The following is a 15837-nucleotide window of genomic DNA, read 5'->3' as shown; positions in this document are numbered from 1 at the left end:
GAAATTTTTCTGCTAAATTAATGACTCACTTTTTAAAAATTATACTTCATGGAAGCTTTACAGGAAACAAAACCTCATCGATTGGAACGACTTGGAGGGGCATTCATTGATCATATTGTTTTTACGTTTATTATAGGGTTGATGGTTAGCCCTTTTATGATTTATCATATCATTGGACAAATAGGGCAAGAGCCTCAGAGTTTGACGGATGTGCTACCTCCATTTCATATATATGTGCTTTTTGTGATGGCAATAGGCTTGTATATGAGTAAAGATATGGTAGAAGGACGAGGGCCAGGAAAGCGAGCCATCAATATGCAGGTGGTGGATGTTCGATCGGGGTTAACGGCTTCTCCTTTTCAATTGGTGGTAAGAAATGCTTTTCTACCGTTATGGCCTATAGAGGTAATGGCAATTCTTATCTTAGGTGAGCGACGATTAGGAGATTATATCGCAGGAACACAAGTGGTATATTACCGTGAAAGCGGCGTGTACACCTTCAATTTTGGAAAAAGTTTAATGGCTTATCTGCTAGCAGTAGCATTGATTGGTATTCCAGTCAAAGGTATAAGCATTATGTTGGAAGGGTTCATGATTGCAGCAGAGGAGCAATGGCAACGTCAGCAACAAGAGAATCAGGAAGAGGAAATGGCGATGTATGAGAATGATTTTACTGAAGAGGGAATACCTTCTGATCGATTGATACATCCAGAGTATGCGAAACTTTCATTAGCAGATACAAAATATTATATGCCGGACTTGAGTGCCGGAACGTTTAGTCTAATGGACTCTTTTAGTATAAATAAATTCTTAGAAAAGTACCCTTCATCGATTTCTGTGGAGCATGACAAGCCTGTTCAGTTTCAGTCTGCAGATGGTAAACAGTTGATCACTCTTCAATTGGATCCTACATCTTCATATGCTCGATGGTCTAGGATCAGAGTAGAGAAACAAGAAGAAATTAATGAGAAGGGCGTCAGACTGGATAAAGAGAGCTTCGATACGGGCAGAAATATCCATTTGGGAATGACGATGGCTCGTTTTCGAATTATACAGGGCGAACCTGATTTTATTGACCGCAAGAATGAAGATGGAACGAAAGTGACCTTTCAATATATCATTGCCGACTATAATAAGGCATTCAATGCCCGTTATGACAACAGTCCAAAATTTGTTGGTAAGTATACCTTCAATAAAGGGTTTTTAGAGAGTTATGAAATAGGGTTTGAGTAATCAAGGGATATATCTTGAAATACAAAACATGAATCATCCCATATCAATATTTAAGGGGTGATTAATGCTTTTTTATTTAAAAACGGCCTTGAAGAATTGCCGTTAAAATTTTTAATCGTAAAAGCGTTAAGAAAATTCCACTGTTTGAGCGTAGCGAGTTGAATACGCCATGTAATGGTTTTAGCTTTTCCGATTAAAAATTAGGCAAATTCTTCAAAGCCTTGATTTTTTTGCTTCGTTTTTTCATCAAGGAAAAAATGAAGAAGCTTATAAAGAGCTTGTGAGGTAGCTGTAAAGTGATGAGTTCTCAGAAAACTAAGTCATTTGTTAATATGGGATGACTCATTTTTGTTATTTTGTGAAATAAGACTTGAGCAGATTAAATGCTAAGTATTAATTATACATACGGTCTTCCTCCATCATCTCTTCCATAGCGTATTTAGACAAGATGTCATTAGCCGAAAAGCCCATCACAAGGATATCGTCGATTTGCGGTTTGCTTCCTTTCCAATCAAAAAAAGCTTGTTCAAATCGTTGTAACTTTTCTTTAGGAGTGTGCATGTTTTCGGATAACTCTTGTATCAGGGATTTTAGTCGTTTCTTTCCAAACTTTTTATTATCAGGGCCTCCAAACTGATCTTGATAACCATCAGAGAACATATAGTAAGTATCGTCCTCCTTCAAAGAGATTTCTTGTTCTTCAAATTGGTAAGAGGAATCATATCTCCAATAGCCTATAGGTTTTTTATCGCCCTTGACTTCCAGTACCTGCTCTTTATTGGCAATCACCAAAGGACTTTTAGCGCCAGCAAAATGGAGCTTTTTGAGGGCTGCATCGACAACACATAAAGAGATCGTCATGCCATCCATATTACCAGATTCTCTTTGTTTGAGGACTTTTTGTATGCTATGATCCAATGCTGTTAAGATCTTGGCGGGCTCCATGATTTTTCGAACACTCACGATCTCATGTAGTTTCTCTGTCGCAAGGATACTCATAAATGCTCCGGGTACCCCATGTCCTGTACAATCAATAGCAGCTAAAAAATATTTATTGTCCTGATAGGTATGCCAGTAGGTATCCCCACTTACCACATCTTTTGGTTTATAAAAGATCATGGTGGATGGAAGGATTTCCCTGATCTTGTTTAACTCCGGGAGCATCAACTGCTGTATTCTTTTCGCATAGTTGATACTTTCATCTAGTTTCATCTTATTCTTTTTTGCCTTATCGTAAAGCGAACGAATTTGTTCTTTTTGGGCTTCATCAATCTCTGTCCTTTTTGAGAAGGAATATGCCCAATAGCCAGAAACAAATACAGAAGTAGCAGCCAGTAAAATGTGAAAAGTGAACGTCTGCAGATCCATATAATCTAGCTGCGTAAAGTAAATGTCAGGCTTGCCGCTAAATTGTGCATAGGCAAATAACCCATGGTGCAAAGCAATGGTAATAATAAAAGGAACCTGAAGTTTCCAGTTCTGGAAACTAATTAGAAAGGCAGAGTAGATAAATGCAAAGAAGTGCATTTCAAAGAGGCCGTGCATCTGATAAATATATTGGGCTACAAAAATAGCCAGTATCACAGAGGCAACATACTGATATAGGGTTGATTTTGGTAATAGTAGATGTGTCAGAAAGAAGGCCGAGAGATTAAGAGCACCGACTCCTGCAGCTATCATCCAAGTGTCATAAAAGTTGGCTATAAATAACCCAAAGACAAAGCTACCAAGGAGTAAGCCTTTCAGTGCCTTATCTGCTTTTTGTTTGACGGATTGGTATTGTTCGTTTTTCATAATCTGTAATGCGTATCGTAGTAGGTTTTATATCATTAGTGGTTGTTATCTGATAGAATACTATATAAATCAGCAAGAGGATTGCGGTACTGTGTACTATCGTAAATGGATAGTGAGCATCCATAGGCTTGAACGGCACTCCAACCAAAGAAAGGAGGGGGAGAACCTGCTAAGTATTGCTCTGTTGCCAATAGGGCATAGTTGCTCCCTTTTTGGGTGCAATACCTGGCCTTGTTAAAGTTTCCCTTATAGTATAGGTGTTGCTGTTCATCCACGATGATGGCCTGAGGTGTTGCATATACGCCACAAGCTACCGCGATATGGGCATCAGGAGTGTCAGAGATCAGTTCAATTCCCTTGGGAAAATCAGCTGCTATGGATTCTATGGACTTACCATGCTCAACGACCACTACAAAATGAAGAGAATCCTTGTATTGCTGATATAATTGTCGAAAGCTTTTTAAATTAAACTGGGAGCATGGACATTCATCATTGAAGTAATGAATGAACATGGGTGTGGGATGCCCATCCAAAGGGGTATTTTGGAAGTCTAGTGACTTGCCTACTTCTGCTTCTTGAAATCCTTCAGGAATGGGTGTAGGTTGTGTAAATTGGTACTCCTGTTTCCAAAATAGGTACATGACCAAAAGGATATGAACCATTAGGAGCAGTAGCACGGAGGTTTTCTTTAGCATAGACTGGCTGGAGAGTCTGTTTCAGTAAAAAATATTAGTCGTAAAAAGGTCTCATTTTTTTATCTCCTATACCTATAACTTAGTTTCTTATATAATGTTTTGAAATATTCTAGATTGTTGAAGGATAAAGGATAAAGGATAAAGGATAAAGGATAAAGGATAAAGGATAAAGGATAAGGGATAAAGGATAAAGGATAAAGGATAAAGGATAAGGGATAAAGGATAAAGGATAAAGGAATAGAAGCTTCTAAAGAGTAATTATTAATCCTTCTTCCTTCCTCCTTTATCCTTAAACCATTTGAAAGTGGCACTCAGTGATAAGTTTACTCAGCAATCAATCCACTACGTCAATATCTTATTGTTGAGCACTTACGAACGATAAGCGATAAACAAAAAAATAGCATCAAGATAGAACGTATTCTTCAAGAAGCTTATCTACTTCAGCTTCAGGATCTTCACAAAAACCTGTGTGGGTAGGGGAAGATTGTATAATGGTACTTCTGGTAGCCGCTAACCATCGGAAACGGTTAGGCATATCCAACTGTGCGATAACGCCTCCATCTTTTCGACCGTGACAGACTTTTTCCCATCCTTCCAGGTAATCTTTCAGTAACTGACAGTCTGTATGCTTTGAGAAAGCATTGAGCCGTTGCTCATCGATATGGTATCTGATACCGATATACCGTTTAAATTTACAATAGAGAATGACTCCGATATTGACAAACTCCTCTCGCTCTACACTAGGGACAAAGCGAATGACGGCATACTCATATAATTCCTTTCCTTGCATCAATCGCTTCTTTAGTTAGTAAATCAAGATTAGATAATTTGGTTTGCAGTACCGTCGCATACACTTTCCTTTTTTCCTCCGGAGTAGTGTCGTCACCTTCCTGTATCAGGAAGTCATCTGGTACAACGGATACAATCTGTTCGATGACCTCTGGAGTGATTATTGTTTTGATCGCTGAGGCTGCTTCTTCCAGTTTACTGGCTCTATCCAGCATCACATGTTCCTTTACTTTTGGGAAAGTACGTTTGGCATGATCCTCCCAGCTTTTCCAGGCATGGTGGAAGTAAAGACTTGCGCCATGGTCAATCAACCAAAGTTCTTTTTTCCAGTTCAGCATATTGGTATTGCGATGGGTACGGTCCACATTACTGATCATACTATCCAATAGAACCACCTTAGAAGCAGACAACTCATCAGCAATAGAAACTAAAGGGTCATAGGTGATTGCTCCGGAAAGATAATGCAACCCCAAGTTCAAGCCATCACTAAATTTCAATAGGTCTTGTATCTCTTCATCAGCCTCTAGTCGGCTTAAGGTACCATCCAGTTGCATAAAGACCAGTTCAGGGACTTGCAGCCCTATAGCCCTGGCCAGTTCTCCGCCTATCAGTTCGGCAACTAATGCTTTTTTGCCTTGTCCAGCACCACGAAACTTGATGACATACTTAAAGTCATCGTCTGCCTCTACAAGACCAGGTAATGAACCACCTTCTCTCAGTGGTTGTATATATCGAACGACATTCACCGTTCGAATTTCTGGTTTACTCATATTGTATCAATTAATGTGAAGGTGTGTCTACAAAAAGACAGCGGCAACAAATATACGGTGGGTAGTGATAAATCTTATTCTTCATTAATAATTCTTCATTCTTCATTAAAAATAACCACCTACCATCCCCAAGTGCCTGCTCCCCCCTTAAAAGGCCCTACAATATTCTTGGTAATCCATCCTCCGTAAAAGTCACCTTCTTGTGCTTGAACCACTTCATCATTCACCGTGCATTTGTCCATTAAGGAAGGGTATATCGCAATATAGTTGCGAATACAGCCAAAACGCTCATGGGGAGTAGGGTAGTACCAGGCTGCATTTTCTACTCTTACGTTTCCCACCTGAATATGGTAGTACCGTGCCTCTCCTTTGAACTCGCAAAAAGAACTCTTGTTGGAAGGAATCAGAACTCCTTCGATAAAGTCTTCTTGAGGAATATAGTATACCGGTGGGTGACTAGTTTCCAAGACTCTGTATGTACTGTTGCTACTAGCGATTTCCTTTCCTCCGAAAAATACTTTGATGTGTTTCATCGTAGCTTCAGCGATAGGAGGACGAGGGTAATCCCAAACGGATTCCTGTCCTGCTTTTATAGGGTGTCGTTTCATAGTATAAAGAATTTTGTTTTCGGGCGTAACTGCTTGTCAAGGAAAAAAGTTTTCAGACTTCAGCGATGTACTATGGTTTATAATTTCTGTTAAATAATACACTTTGAATTGCAAAGTGCTTTTTAATTAATAGATTTATGGAGTAAAGAATGATGTTCTAATAATCCACAAACAATAATCATGAAAACAAAATCTGAAGCTTTGGAGGAGATTGCAGAGATCAGAAGCCTGATGGAACAGTCGACTCGCTTTCTTTCTTTAAGTGGCCTTTCTGGAATCTTGTCCGGTAGTTATGCTTTGGTGGCAGCCTTATATGTTTATTTGATGTACTATACGGAGCAGTCCGGAAGCTGGATGCGGTATGTCTCTATGGAGGGGCCCAAGAAGACACCTTTATTATTGACGGGGATAACGACCTTGGTATTGGCTTTGACGACGATGCTAGGATTATCGTACCGTAATGCTAACAAGAAAGGCATTCAGTTTTGGTCTGCTAGCAGTCAACGTATGCTACAGAGCTTGAGTGTACCATTGTTGACAGGAGGGTTATTTTGCTTGATCTTACTGTATCGAGGAGATGGAATTCTGGTTGCACCAGCTACCCTGATATTTTATGGATTGGCTTTGGTGAATGCCAGTAAACATACGGTGAAGGATGTTCATTCTCTAGGAATGATACAAATTGCTTTGGGACTAATGGCGACCTTTTTTGCAGGACATGGATTACTTTTCTGGTCGCTAGGCTTCGGAGTAATGCATATTATTTACGGAACAGTCATGTATTTGAAATATGAGAGAGCACAGTGAAAGTATCAATAGAAAATATCAATAAGGCATTTGAGAGCCGAATTCGACTGGGCATGATGTCGGTACTAATGGCGAATGAGGAGGTAGATTTCAAGGAACTGAAACGGTTGTTACAGTTGACAGATGGGAATCTGGCCAGCCATGCCAAGGCATTGGAAAAGGAAGGCTTCATAGAAGTAGAGAAAAAATTCATAGGCCGGAAGCCGAATACAACGTATAGGGCCACGGAACTTGGTAAAGAAGAATTTGCCAAGCATTTGGAAGCCCTGGAGCAGTTGATCAAAGGCAATCGGTAGGGGTGACCCCAATGCTGTCAATTTAAGCTGAAAGTAAAAAGGTAGACACTGGTCGTAGGGTCCTCCCTACGACCTGAAGCGGGTTTGCACTACGCTGTCTACATCCACTATTTCTTTAAGTTGACGGCATTAACCCTTGTGGTGCCTTAATACTTATAACTACTCCAACATCAGATGAACAAAAACATTCAATTAATAACCCCTCAAAAAACATGAACGAACAAGAATCAAACAAAAACCTCTCACTACTGGACCGCTTTAATCACTGGACAGAAACGTCCATAATGGTCCGTATTTTTACTGTAGGAATTATCATTCTGCTTTTATTAATACCTGTTTCCATGGTCGAAAACCTAATATGGGAACGGCAACAACGACAGAAAGAAGCTTCCTCTGAAATCAGTGGCAAATGGGGATATGCCCAGACCATTAGTGGCTTAGTGCTTACTGTGCCTTATAAAGTATACAAAACCGTTTACAATAAGGAAAGGGAAGAGTATGAACGATTGGAGGAAAAGAAATATGCTTACTTCTTACCCGATGATTTGGCTATTGACGGGGTAGTATCTCCAGAGATGCGTTATCGTGGGATCTTTCAGGTGATCGTTTACAATGCGGTGTTATCGGTGAAGGGAAAGTTTCTTCAACCCGACTTTCGTCTATTGAAAATTGATGAGAAAGATGTTCTATGGGAAGACGCCAGTATTAATCTCGGTGTTTCAGATTTGAGAGGATTACAAGAGGAGGTTACGTTAAAATGGAACAAGAACTCCTATGCGATGAACCCTGGTACAACAGCAGAACGCGTATTGGAGAGAGGGATCAATACCCCTGTATTATTGAGCAAGGAGGGAGAGCAATATACCTTTGATATCAGCTTAAACTTTAACGGAAGTAGTCGATTGCTATTTACCCCATTGGGAAAAGTTTCCAATGTACATATCGCTTCCTCATGGAAAGACCCAAGCTATACGGGAGCATTTTTACCGGATCATCGAGAGATTACGGAAGATGGATTTACAGCTGACTGGAAGGTCCTTCATTTGAATAGACCCTATCCTCAACAGTTTACAGGCAGGGTAGAAGGAATTGATGAGTCCACTTTCGGTGTCAATCTGATTCGACCAAATGATGAGTATCAGAAAAGTATGCGTACGGCTAAGTATGCAGTGATGTTTATTGCCTTGACGTTTTTGGTATTCTTCTTTAGTCAGACCCTAAACAAGGTGCGTATTCATCCTATTCAATATATTATGGTAGGGTTGGCGCTTTGTACTTTTTATGTGTTACTGATTGCCCTATCGGAGCATATTCCATTTTACCTGAGTTATACGGCAGCCAGTACAGCGATTATTGTCATGATTACATTATATGCCCATACGATATTCAAAGGAACAAGGATTACGTTGATGTTAGGTGGAATTATGACGGCCCTATATGGTTTTATCTATATTATTATACAGCAAGAAGATTATGCCTTGCTGATCGGTAGTATTGGATTGTTCACCATTTTGGGAGGAACGATGTACCTGTCCAGAAAGATTGATTGGCATAATCTTGAAAGTAAAAAGTAATGGTGTCTATTATAGACACCATTACCTCATCTGTTTTATATATAACAGATTGATGCATTTTTATATTATTTATCTATAAAATAGCCCTTAACATAGTGCATTGGTAAGTTTGCACCCGCTATTGAAAAAAAACGAAGAAAAGCACTCCTGTCGAGTGCTCAGATATACTAACAGCAGACTTGCAACAATCAACCAGATGAAAAAGTACTTATACTTACTAACCATATCATTATTAGCCACTCTACAGGCAGTGGCGCAAAATTCTATTCAAGTTTCAGGTACGATCACCACTAAAGACCAGGAAGTGCTTCCTGGTGTTAGTGTTGTGATTAAGGGTACTTCCAAAGGAACCACGACAGACTTCAACGGTCAATTTTCATTGAACATGGAAGAAGCTGCGACTATTCAGGTTCGTTATGTAGGGTACACTACACAAGAAATTCAGGTAAATGCATCCCAGCAACTGAACATTGTTTTGGAAGAAGAGGATGTATTTATGGAGGATATTGTCGTGATCGGTAGCCGTAATGCCAATCGTACTTCTGTAGAGACCGCAGTGCCGGTAGACGTGGTACCAATGGATCAGGTCACCAACTCCGTAGGACAGGTAGATGTAAACCAGTTACTACAGTTTGCGGTACCTTCATTTAACTCTAACAAGAACTCAGGTACAGATGCTTCAGATCACGTAGAGAGTGCATCCCTTAGAGGATTGGGACCAGACCAGGTATTGGTACTGATCAATGGTAAGAGAAGACACACTTCTTCTTTGTTGAGCTTGTACGGTACACGTGAGCGAGGAAAAGTAGGTACGGACTTGGCTTCTATTCCTACAGCAGCCATTGAACGTATTGAGGTATTGAGAGACGGAGCTTCCGCACAGTATGGTTCTGATGCGATTGCCGGAGTAATCAATATCGTATTGAAAGAACAGACGGATCAGGTATTGGTGAATGTAGCCTCAGGGATTCATCAGGAAGGTGACGGAGAAAATGTTACAGTGAATACCAACTTCGGAGCAAAGATTGGAGACGAAGGTTTTGTAAACGTAACGGCTGAATTAAGTCAAAGGGGAGCAACCAACCGTGCTCCAGACTATGAAGAAATGCGTATCATTGGACAGTCAGAACGCTTGAATGCGGCATTGTTCGTGAACTCAGAAATTCCAGTAATAAACAACACAGTATTCTATGCCTTTGGTGGCGTAAACTATCGTATCGGTGGATCAGATGCTTGGGGAAGATCAGCAGATGATGACCGTAACATCCCTGAAATCTATCCCAACGGTTTCGTTCCTAGAATCGAGTCAGATATCCTTGACTTCTCTACCGCAGTAGGCTTGAAAGGTGAGTGGAAAGGCTGGGACTGGGATTTAAGTAACACCTTTGGCTATAACCGTATGGCTTTTGATGTGACCAATACCCTAAACACTTCTTTGGGTGCCGCATCACCAACGGCGTTTTATGCAGGAGGATTTTCTTTCGGTCAAAATACCGTAAATGCAGGCATCAGCAAGTTCTACGACAAAGCGTTGGAAGGCATGAACGTAGCCGCTGGCTTGGAGTACAGAATGGACCAGTATACCATCTTTGCAGGAGATGAAGGTTCTTGGAAAACCTATGATACAAACTTTGCAGGGGGTGCACAGGGCTACCCTGGATTTGCACCACACAACGAGGTGAATGCAACCAGAAACAGCTTTGCAGCTTATGCTGACGTAGAGTTGGACATCACTAAAAAGTGGATGATCGGAGCAGCGATCAGGGGAGAATATTTCAATGACTTTGGAAGCACCGTAAACGGTAAGTTCTCTACACGTTACAAATTGTCAGATGCTGTGGCAGTAAGAGGTTCGATCTCAACAGGATTCAGAGCACCTTCATTGCAACAAGCATACTTCAATACGGCTTATACGGAGTTCGTAGCAGGAGAAGCAACAGATGTCGTATTGACTTCTAATGACAGTGAGGTAGCAAAAGCATTGGGTATCCCAACCCTGAAGCAAGAGACGTCAAACAACTACTCATTAGGGTTGACAGTAACTCCGATTGAAAACCTTAGCATTACGGTAGATGGTTATCTGGTGGATATTGAAGACCGAGTAGTGATGACAGGTTACTTCTTTAGCCGTGATGATGAAGGAAACGTAGAGCCAGGTTATGGTCAGATCCTGGAAGATATGAACGTAAGTGGTGCCGCATTCTTTACGAACGCGATTGACACCCGTACAAAGGGTATTGACTTGGTGGCTACTTATAAGTTAGACTTAGGTGCTGGAAACCTAAACCTGACATTGGGTGGAAACTACAACCAAACAAAAGTAGTTGGCGATATCAAGACCACAGAACTGCTGGAAGGGAAAGAAGATATTTACTTTGGAGAAAGAGAGCGTTTGTACCTGGAAGGTTCTGCGCCTAGATTGAAAGGAAACTTTGGCCTGAACTACATGGTAGGCAAATGGTCATTCATGAACAGATACAATTACTTTGGAGAAGTAATCATGGGTACGTGGACAGGCGATGGCTTGTACCAGAACTATGCCCCTAAAACCACTACGGACTTGACAGTAGGGTATCAGATCTCCGAAGCCATCAAGTTAAGCGTAGGAGGATCGAATATCTTCAACGTATACCCAGACAAGCAAGATCCAAATGAGACGGACTCAGGAGGATACTGGGAAGGAGTACAAATGGGTTATAATGGAGCTTATTACTTTGGAAGACTTTCTATTGTGCTATAAGACATGGTATATATAATGGGTTGGAAAGGTCACGGCTGTTTAGTCGTGGCCTTTTTTTATGGAAGCCTCCTGTACGGCCGCGCCATTGGCGCGGCCGTACAGGAAAAGCTTGCTTTACATACTGGTCTTAGGTTCTCTATGATCAATATTTCGTTGAGTTTATAGTAGTAAGGTAGATGTTAGGATTTGTATTTATAGAAGAAAACCATAGTACTTTACTACCATCCTTCGTAATTTACGATACAGTTATTGATGGTGCAGTCAATCTATTTGGTCAAATTTTAGGTCTGAAAGGAAAAAGTAAAATTAGTGAAACAATAATTATGAATATAGTAGGGGATGTTGGAGAAATTGGTAAGGCAGCCCTTTCTGATAAGTAAAAAAGATATGAACAAATGATGATAAGTAATAAAGATCGTAGATTTATTTTAGGTGTATTTGCAATATTGGTTAGTATTTATTTAACAAGCTTTATAAAAACACATTATTACAGAAGCTTACCACAACGCTTTGTTATTGGAGAAACTTTAGGAAGAAAAAATAGTAAAGGTTGTGATGTTATGATATATGAGTATCATATTGATAATAAAAGATACGAATCTAGACACAATTGTAATGAATGTTACCAACCTAAAGCAGGAGTAGCTATTATTGTTATGATACCAGAAGGTTATAATGATGTTAGTAGGATTGTTCCATTTGAGTTTTCAAAACAACCAAATAATCGCAAGACAAAGAGTCCAATCAAAGGTTGGGGCGAACAAGAGTTAAAAACATTATTTCCTGGCATAGAATTATTTTGTAAGGAAGTATATTATTTTCAAACATACTCTTAAATTCTCCCCGTTCGCACACAGTATATATAAATAAACAATCAATGGAAGGTTAGCTATATTTGCTAGGCTTCTATTTTTTATATAAAGCATGTTGGTGTAAGGAATACTGTTCTCCCCGCCCCTTTCAATCTAATATCAAATCCCATTTATGGACGCCATGTAATGGGATTAACAATTCTAGCGGCGGGTGCGGACTGCAGGTCTTTCAACCCATCGTCTGCGTAAGAATAGTAGTTATTGAAAGGTGAATAATGAATATCAAAAATTGGGATGATGATTGTTTTTATTGATTTGTAGACGCACCCGACGGGGGTGCGTTCACTTACCGTGCCTCACGAACCATACGGTTCATTTTTTATAATCACGATTGAAAATATGATTCGATTATTTCCAATAAACCGATAGATCAGTGCACACCTAGAGAAGATCACCCTCGTCGAGTGATCCTACAAAACTTCCCTCCATCCCCGCCTGGGGTTTATTAAGTTTGAATATTTATCCGTCATATTCCGTATAGTGACGGATTAAAATCCGCCCCTATGTGATGCCACCCTTTCAGGGTTTTAATAAATAACCCCGAAGGGGTGACATCACATAGAGGTGGGTTTCAACCCATCTCTTCGTATAAGAAGTGTGTCGGTTATTTATTCAACCTTAATTAACCCTAGGCGGAGATGGAGATAACTATTGTGTCGGTTAATTATTCAAACTTGATCACCCCATCACCAATCTTTTTTTTCCACTCATACCATCCGAGCGTGGACGCTCGGCAAAAGCGCTTTTAGGTCTTAGGGAGGACCCTAAGACCAGTGTCTGTGGGCAGTACTGTAAAGTCTCAACAGAGCGAAGCTCTACTCAACGGGCGCAGCCCACTCAACCAGCCGCGCAAGCGGCCTCAACAATGGTTATGGACTTCCATATTCATATAATCTCACTAAATGTTAAATATTTAACATCTTAGTTAATAAATAGTATTTTTTCTCTAAAAAATGGGACACCTCAAAGCAGTCTTATACTTTTGCACCCGTGTTCAGAGAAAAGGGCTCACCCAAAGGGTAATGAAGCGCTACTGAACCCACTAAACTAGCAATCACAATCAGCATGAAAAAATATACAACTCTATTACTTGTCTCCCTGATGGCGGCGCTTCAGGGATGGGGACAGGACGTTCTGAAAGTAACAGGAACGGTGATGACAAAAGAGCAGGAAGCACTTCCTGGCGTAAGCGTATTGATCAAAGGAACTACGATCGGTACCACTACCGATTACAACGGGCAATTTTCTTTACAACTGAAACAAGCAGGGGTACTAGAGGTACGCTACGTAGGGTTTGCCACACAAGCAATGAATATCAATGCTTCTCAAAATATCACGATTACTTTAGAGGAAGAAGATGTGTTTATGGATGACATTGTGGTGATTGGTAGCCGTAATGCCAACCGTTCTTCTGTGGAGACCGCAGTACCTGTAGACGTGATTCCAATGGATCAGGTAACCAACAGTGTAGGGCAGGTAGATGTAAACCAGTTGTTGCAATATGCCGTACCTTCTTTTAACTCCAACAGAAACTCAGGAAGTGATGCGACAGACCATGTAGAAACGGCTTCTTTGAGAGGTTTGGGACCTGATCAGGTATTGGTATTGATCAATGGAAAGAGAAGACACACTTCTTCTTTGTTGAACCTTTATGGAACAAGAGAGAAAGGGAAAGTAGGAACTGACCTTGCCGCGATTCCTGTGGCAGCGATTGAAAGAATTGAAGTATTGAGAGATGGCGCTTCTGCACAGTATGGTTCAGATGCCATTGCAGGTGTGATTAACATCGTACTGAAGAAACAAACAGAAGATGTCTTGGTCAATGTAGCGACGGGTATCCACCAGGAAGGTGACGGTGAGCAATTGAATGTAAGCACTAACTTCGGAGCCAAGATCGGTGAGGAAGGATTTGTGAATATTGCTGCTGAGGTGAACAAAAGAGGAATGACCAACCGTGCGCCGGAAGGAGAGATGAGAACGATCGGTAACTCAGACCTATTGAATACAGCCGTATTCTTTAACTCAGAGATTCCAGTGGTCGATAACACCGTGTTTTATGCTTTTGGTGGACTGAACTATAGAAAAGGAAAATCAGGTGCTTGGGGAAGAGCAGCTGATGATGACAGAAATGTACCAGAGCTTTATCCAAATGGTTTTGTACCGTTTATTCATTCCAATATTCTTGACTTCTCTACAGGAGTAGGGATGAAAGGAGAGTGGAAAGATTGGGAATGGGATTTGAGTCACGTGATTGGATACAATGAAATGGCCTTTGATGTGTCTAATACCTTGAACACTTCTTTGGGGGCGGATTCTCCTACAGAATTCTATGCGGGTGGTCATGCTTTTGGACAACAAACCACCAATGCTGGAATCAGTAAGTTTTTCCCTGAGGTGATGGAAGGAATGAACATTGCTTTTGGATCAGAATATAGAACGGATAAGTATACCATCTTTGCAGGAGAAGAGGCAGCGTGGAAGTCGTACGTGCCGGGTGTTTCTGCCGGGGCACAAGGATTCCCGGGATTCTCTCCATCCAATGAAGTAAATACGACGAGAAGCAGTGTAGCGGGATATGCTGATCTAGAGTTGGACATCACCAAGAAATGGATGATTGGTACAGCGATCAGAGGAGAGCATTATAGCGATTTCGGAACGACGGTTAACGGAAAGATAGCTACTAGATATGCCTTTACGGATAACTTCTCTATGAGAGGTTCCGTATCTACAGGATTTAGAGCGCCATCTTTACATCAGGCCTACTTTAACTCTACTTACACAGAGTATGTACAAGGAGAAGCAAAGGATGTGATCCTAACGCCGAACAATAGTGAAGTAGCAAAAGCATTGGGTATTCCGGAGCTAAAACAAGAGACTTCTATGAACTACTCCTTGGGATTGACTTACTCTCCAATTCATAACCTTACTTTTACAGTGGATGGTTACCTGATTGATATTGAGGACAGAATTGTGATGACAGGGTACTTCTTTAGCAGAGATGATGAAGGAAACTTACAGCCTGGTTACGGACAGATTCTGGAAGACCTGAACGTTAGTGGAGCAGCATTCTTTACCAATGCAATTGATACCAGAACAAAGGGTATTGATATGGTCGCCAACTACCAAACAACCTTGGGTATGGGGAACCTGAATATTATGTTAGGCGCTAACTTCAACGAAACAAAAGTGGTAGGAGATGTAAAGACCTCTGATGTATTGGCAGGACAAGAAGCGATCTACTTTGGTGAGAGAGAGAAATACTTCCTGGAAGGTTCTGCACCAAAATGGAAAGGAAACTTAGGTTTGAACTATACGGTAGGAAAATGGTCTTTCATGAATAGATACAATTACTTTGGAGATGTCGTGATGGGCACTTGGTCAGGCGATGGACTAGTACAGAATTATGGCTCAAAAGTAACCACAGATGTTACCGTAGGATACCAACTGTCTCCAAAAGCGAAGATCTCTATAGGAGGATCTAATATCTTCAATGTATATCCAGATAAACAAGATCCAAATGAGACGGACTCAGGAGGATACTGGGAAGGAGTACAGATGGGGTATAATGGCGCCTACTACTTCGGTAGATTGTCATTTACGCTATAGGGCATTGAAAGTAAGAATATAAAAAGATCCGCAGTCTGTAAAGGCTGCGGATC

General features: G+C 40.8%; 13 protein-coding genes. 8 read left to right on the top strand and 5 right to left on the bottom strand.

From position 1 onward, the window contains the following. Positions 1 to 48: 48 nt before the first annotated feature. Positions 49 to 1233 (top strand): RDD family protein, encoded by a 1185-nt coding sequence (locus ABD985_RS06255; RefSeq protein ID WP_345370132.1) that lies wholly within the window; start codon positions 49 to 51, stop codon positions 1231 to 1233. 393 nt (positions 1234 to 1626) lie between these two features. On the opposite strand, the gene ABD985_RS06250 is transcribed toward ABD985_RS06255, so the two are convergent. From ABD985_RS06250 to ABD985_RS06230, 5 genes are all read right to left on the bottom strand, one after another. Then, on the bottom strand, positions 1627 to 3027 hold the full coding sequence (locus ABD985_RS06250) for a PP2C family protein-serine/threonine phosphatase (RefSeq protein ID WP_345370130.1): 1401 nt from the start codon (positions 3025 to 3027) through the stop codon (positions 1627 to 1629). A 35-nt stretch (positions 3028 to 3062) separates the two neighbouring features. Next, positions 3063 to 3722, bottom strand: a complete 660-nt coding sequence (locus tag ABD985_RS06245) for a DUF6436 domain-containing protein (RefSeq protein ID WP_345370128.1) — start codon at positions 3720 to 3722, stop codon at positions 3063 to 3065. Between the two features lie 403 nt (positions 3723 to 4125). Beyond that, a complete protein-coding gene (locus ABD985_RS06240) occupies positions 4126 to 4512 on the bottom strand; it encodes a DUF3037 domain-containing protein (RefSeq protein WP_345370126.1) in 387 nt (128 codons plus the stop codon). Beyond that, the gene (locus ABD985_RS06235) at positions 4490 to 5281 is read right to left on the bottom strand and encodes a HipA family kinase (RefSeq protein WP_345370124.1); all 792 of its coding nucleotides are present in this window, start codon (positions 5279 to 5281) and stop codon (positions 4490 to 4492) included. The genes ABD985_RS06240 and ABD985_RS06235 overlap by 23 nt, the downstream gene beginning before the upstream one ends. 119 nt (positions 5282 to 5400) lie before the next feature. Then, positions 5401 to 5889, bottom strand: a complete 489-nt coding sequence (locus ABD985_RS06230) for a DUF427 domain-containing protein (RefSeq protein ID WP_345370122.1) — start codon at positions 5887 to 5889, stop codon at positions 5401 to 5403. Positions 5890 to 6069: 180 nt separating this feature from the next. Between ABD985_RS06230 and ABD985_RS06225 the strand changes: the two genes are divergently transcribed. The 7 genes from ABD985_RS06225 (at position 6070) to ABD985_RS06195 (ending at position 15784) form a co-directional block, all read left to right on the top strand. Next, positions 6070 to 6696, top strand: a complete 627-nt coding sequence (locus ABD985_RS06225; protein WP_345370120.1) for a hypothetical protein — start codon at positions 6070 to 6072, stop codon at positions 6694 to 6696. Beyond that, entirely contained in the window at positions 6693 to 6992 is a 300-nt protein-coding gene (locus ABD985_RS06220; protein ID WP_345370118.1) for a winged helix-turn-helix domain-containing protein, read from the top strand. Before ABD985_RS06225 ends, ABD985_RS06220 begins: the two co-directional genes overlap by 4 nt. 212 nt (positions 6993 to 7204) lie before the next feature. Continuing rightward, on the top strand, positions 7205 to 8566 hold the full coding sequence (gene creD / locus ABD985_RS06215; RefSeq protein ID WP_345370116.1) for a cell envelope integrity protein CreD: 1362 nt from the start codon (positions 7205 to 7207) through the stop codon (positions 8564 to 8566). Positions 8567 to 8762: 196 nt separating this feature from the next. Further along, on the top strand, positions 8763 to 11306 hold the full coding sequence (locus ABD985_RS06210) for a TonB-dependent receptor (protein WP_345370114.1): 2544 nt from the start codon (positions 8763 to 8765) through the stop codon (positions 11304 to 11306). A 176-nt stretch (positions 11307 to 11482) separates the two neighbouring features. After that, positions 11483 to 11686, top strand: coding sequence for a hypothetical protein (locus tag ABD985_RS06205; protein WP_345370112.1), 204 nt, complete (start codon positions 11483 to 11485; stop codon positions 11684 to 11686). Positions 11687 to 11701: 15 nt separating this feature from the next. Beyond that, entirely contained in the window at positions 11702 to 12142 is a 441-nt protein-coding gene (locus tag ABD985_RS06200) for a hypothetical protein (protein WP_345370110.1), read from the top strand. Positions 12143 to 13243: 1101 nt separating this feature from the next. Continuing rightward, positions 13244 to 15784 (top strand): TonB-dependent receptor, encoded by a 2541-nt coding sequence (locus ABD985_RS06195; protein ID WP_345370108.1) that lies wholly within the window; start codon positions 13244 to 13246, stop codon positions 15782 to 15784. The last annotated feature ends 53 nt before the right edge of the window (positions 15785 to 15837 follow it).

Source organism: Algivirga pacifica (assembly GCF_039543525.1).
Classification (GTDB): Bacteria; Bacteroidota; Bacteroidia; order Cytophagales; family Flammeovirgaceae; genus Algivirga; species Algivirga pacifica.
Note: the sequence above shows the minus strand (reverse complement) of the source record. Positions and strands in the feature narration are given on the sequence as shown.

Excerpts from the sequence above, each read along its gene's own strand:
- ABD985_RS06245 (WP_345370128.1), bottom strand. The coding sequence starts at position 3,722 with ATGCTAAAGAAAACCTCCGTGCTACTGCTCCTAATGGTTCATATCCTT.
- ABD985_RS06210 (WP_345370114.1), top strand. The coding sequence starts at position 8,763 with ATGAAAAAGTACTTATACTTACTAACCATATCATTATTAGCCACTCTA.
- ABD985_RS06250 (WP_345370130.1), bottom strand. The coding sequence starts at position 3,027 with ATGAAAAACGAACAATACCAATCCGTCAAACAAAAAGCAGATAAGGCA.
- ABD985_RS06255 (WP_345370132.1), top strand. The coding sequence starts at position 49 with ATGGAAGCTTTACAGGAAACAAAACCTCATCGATTGGAACGACTTGGA.
- ABD985_RS06235 (WP_345370124.1), bottom strand. The coding sequence starts at position 5,281 with ATGAGTAAACCAGAAATTCGAACGGTGAATGTCGTTCGATATATACAA.
- ABD985_RS06225 (WP_345370120.1), top strand. The coding sequence starts at position 6,070 with ATGAAAACAAAATCTGAAGCTTTGGAGGAGATTGCAGAGATCAGAAGC.
- ABD985_RS06195 (WP_345370108.1), top strand. The coding sequence starts at position 13,244 with ATGAAAAAATATACAACTCTATTACTTGTCTCCCTGATGGCGGCGCTT.
- ABD985_RS06205 (WP_345370112.1), top strand. The coding sequence starts at position 11,483 with ATGTTAGGATTTGTATTTATAGAAGAAAACCATAGTACTTTACTACCA.
- ABD985_RS06230 (WP_345370122.1), bottom strand. The coding sequence starts at position 5,889 with ATGAAACGACACCCTATAAAAGCAGGACAGGAATCCGTTTGGGATTAC.
- ABD985_RS06240 (WP_345370126.1), bottom strand. The coding sequence starts at position 4,512 with ATGCAAGGAAAGGAATTATATGAGTATGCCGTCATTCGCTTTGTCCCT.
- creD (WP_345370116.1), top strand. The coding sequence starts at position 7,205 with ATGAACGAACAAGAATCAAACAAAAACCTCTCACTACTGGACCGCTTT.
- ABD985_RS06200 (WP_345370110.1), top strand. The coding sequence starts at position 11,702 with ATGATGATAAGTAATAAAGATCGTAGATTTATTTTAGGTGTATTTGCA.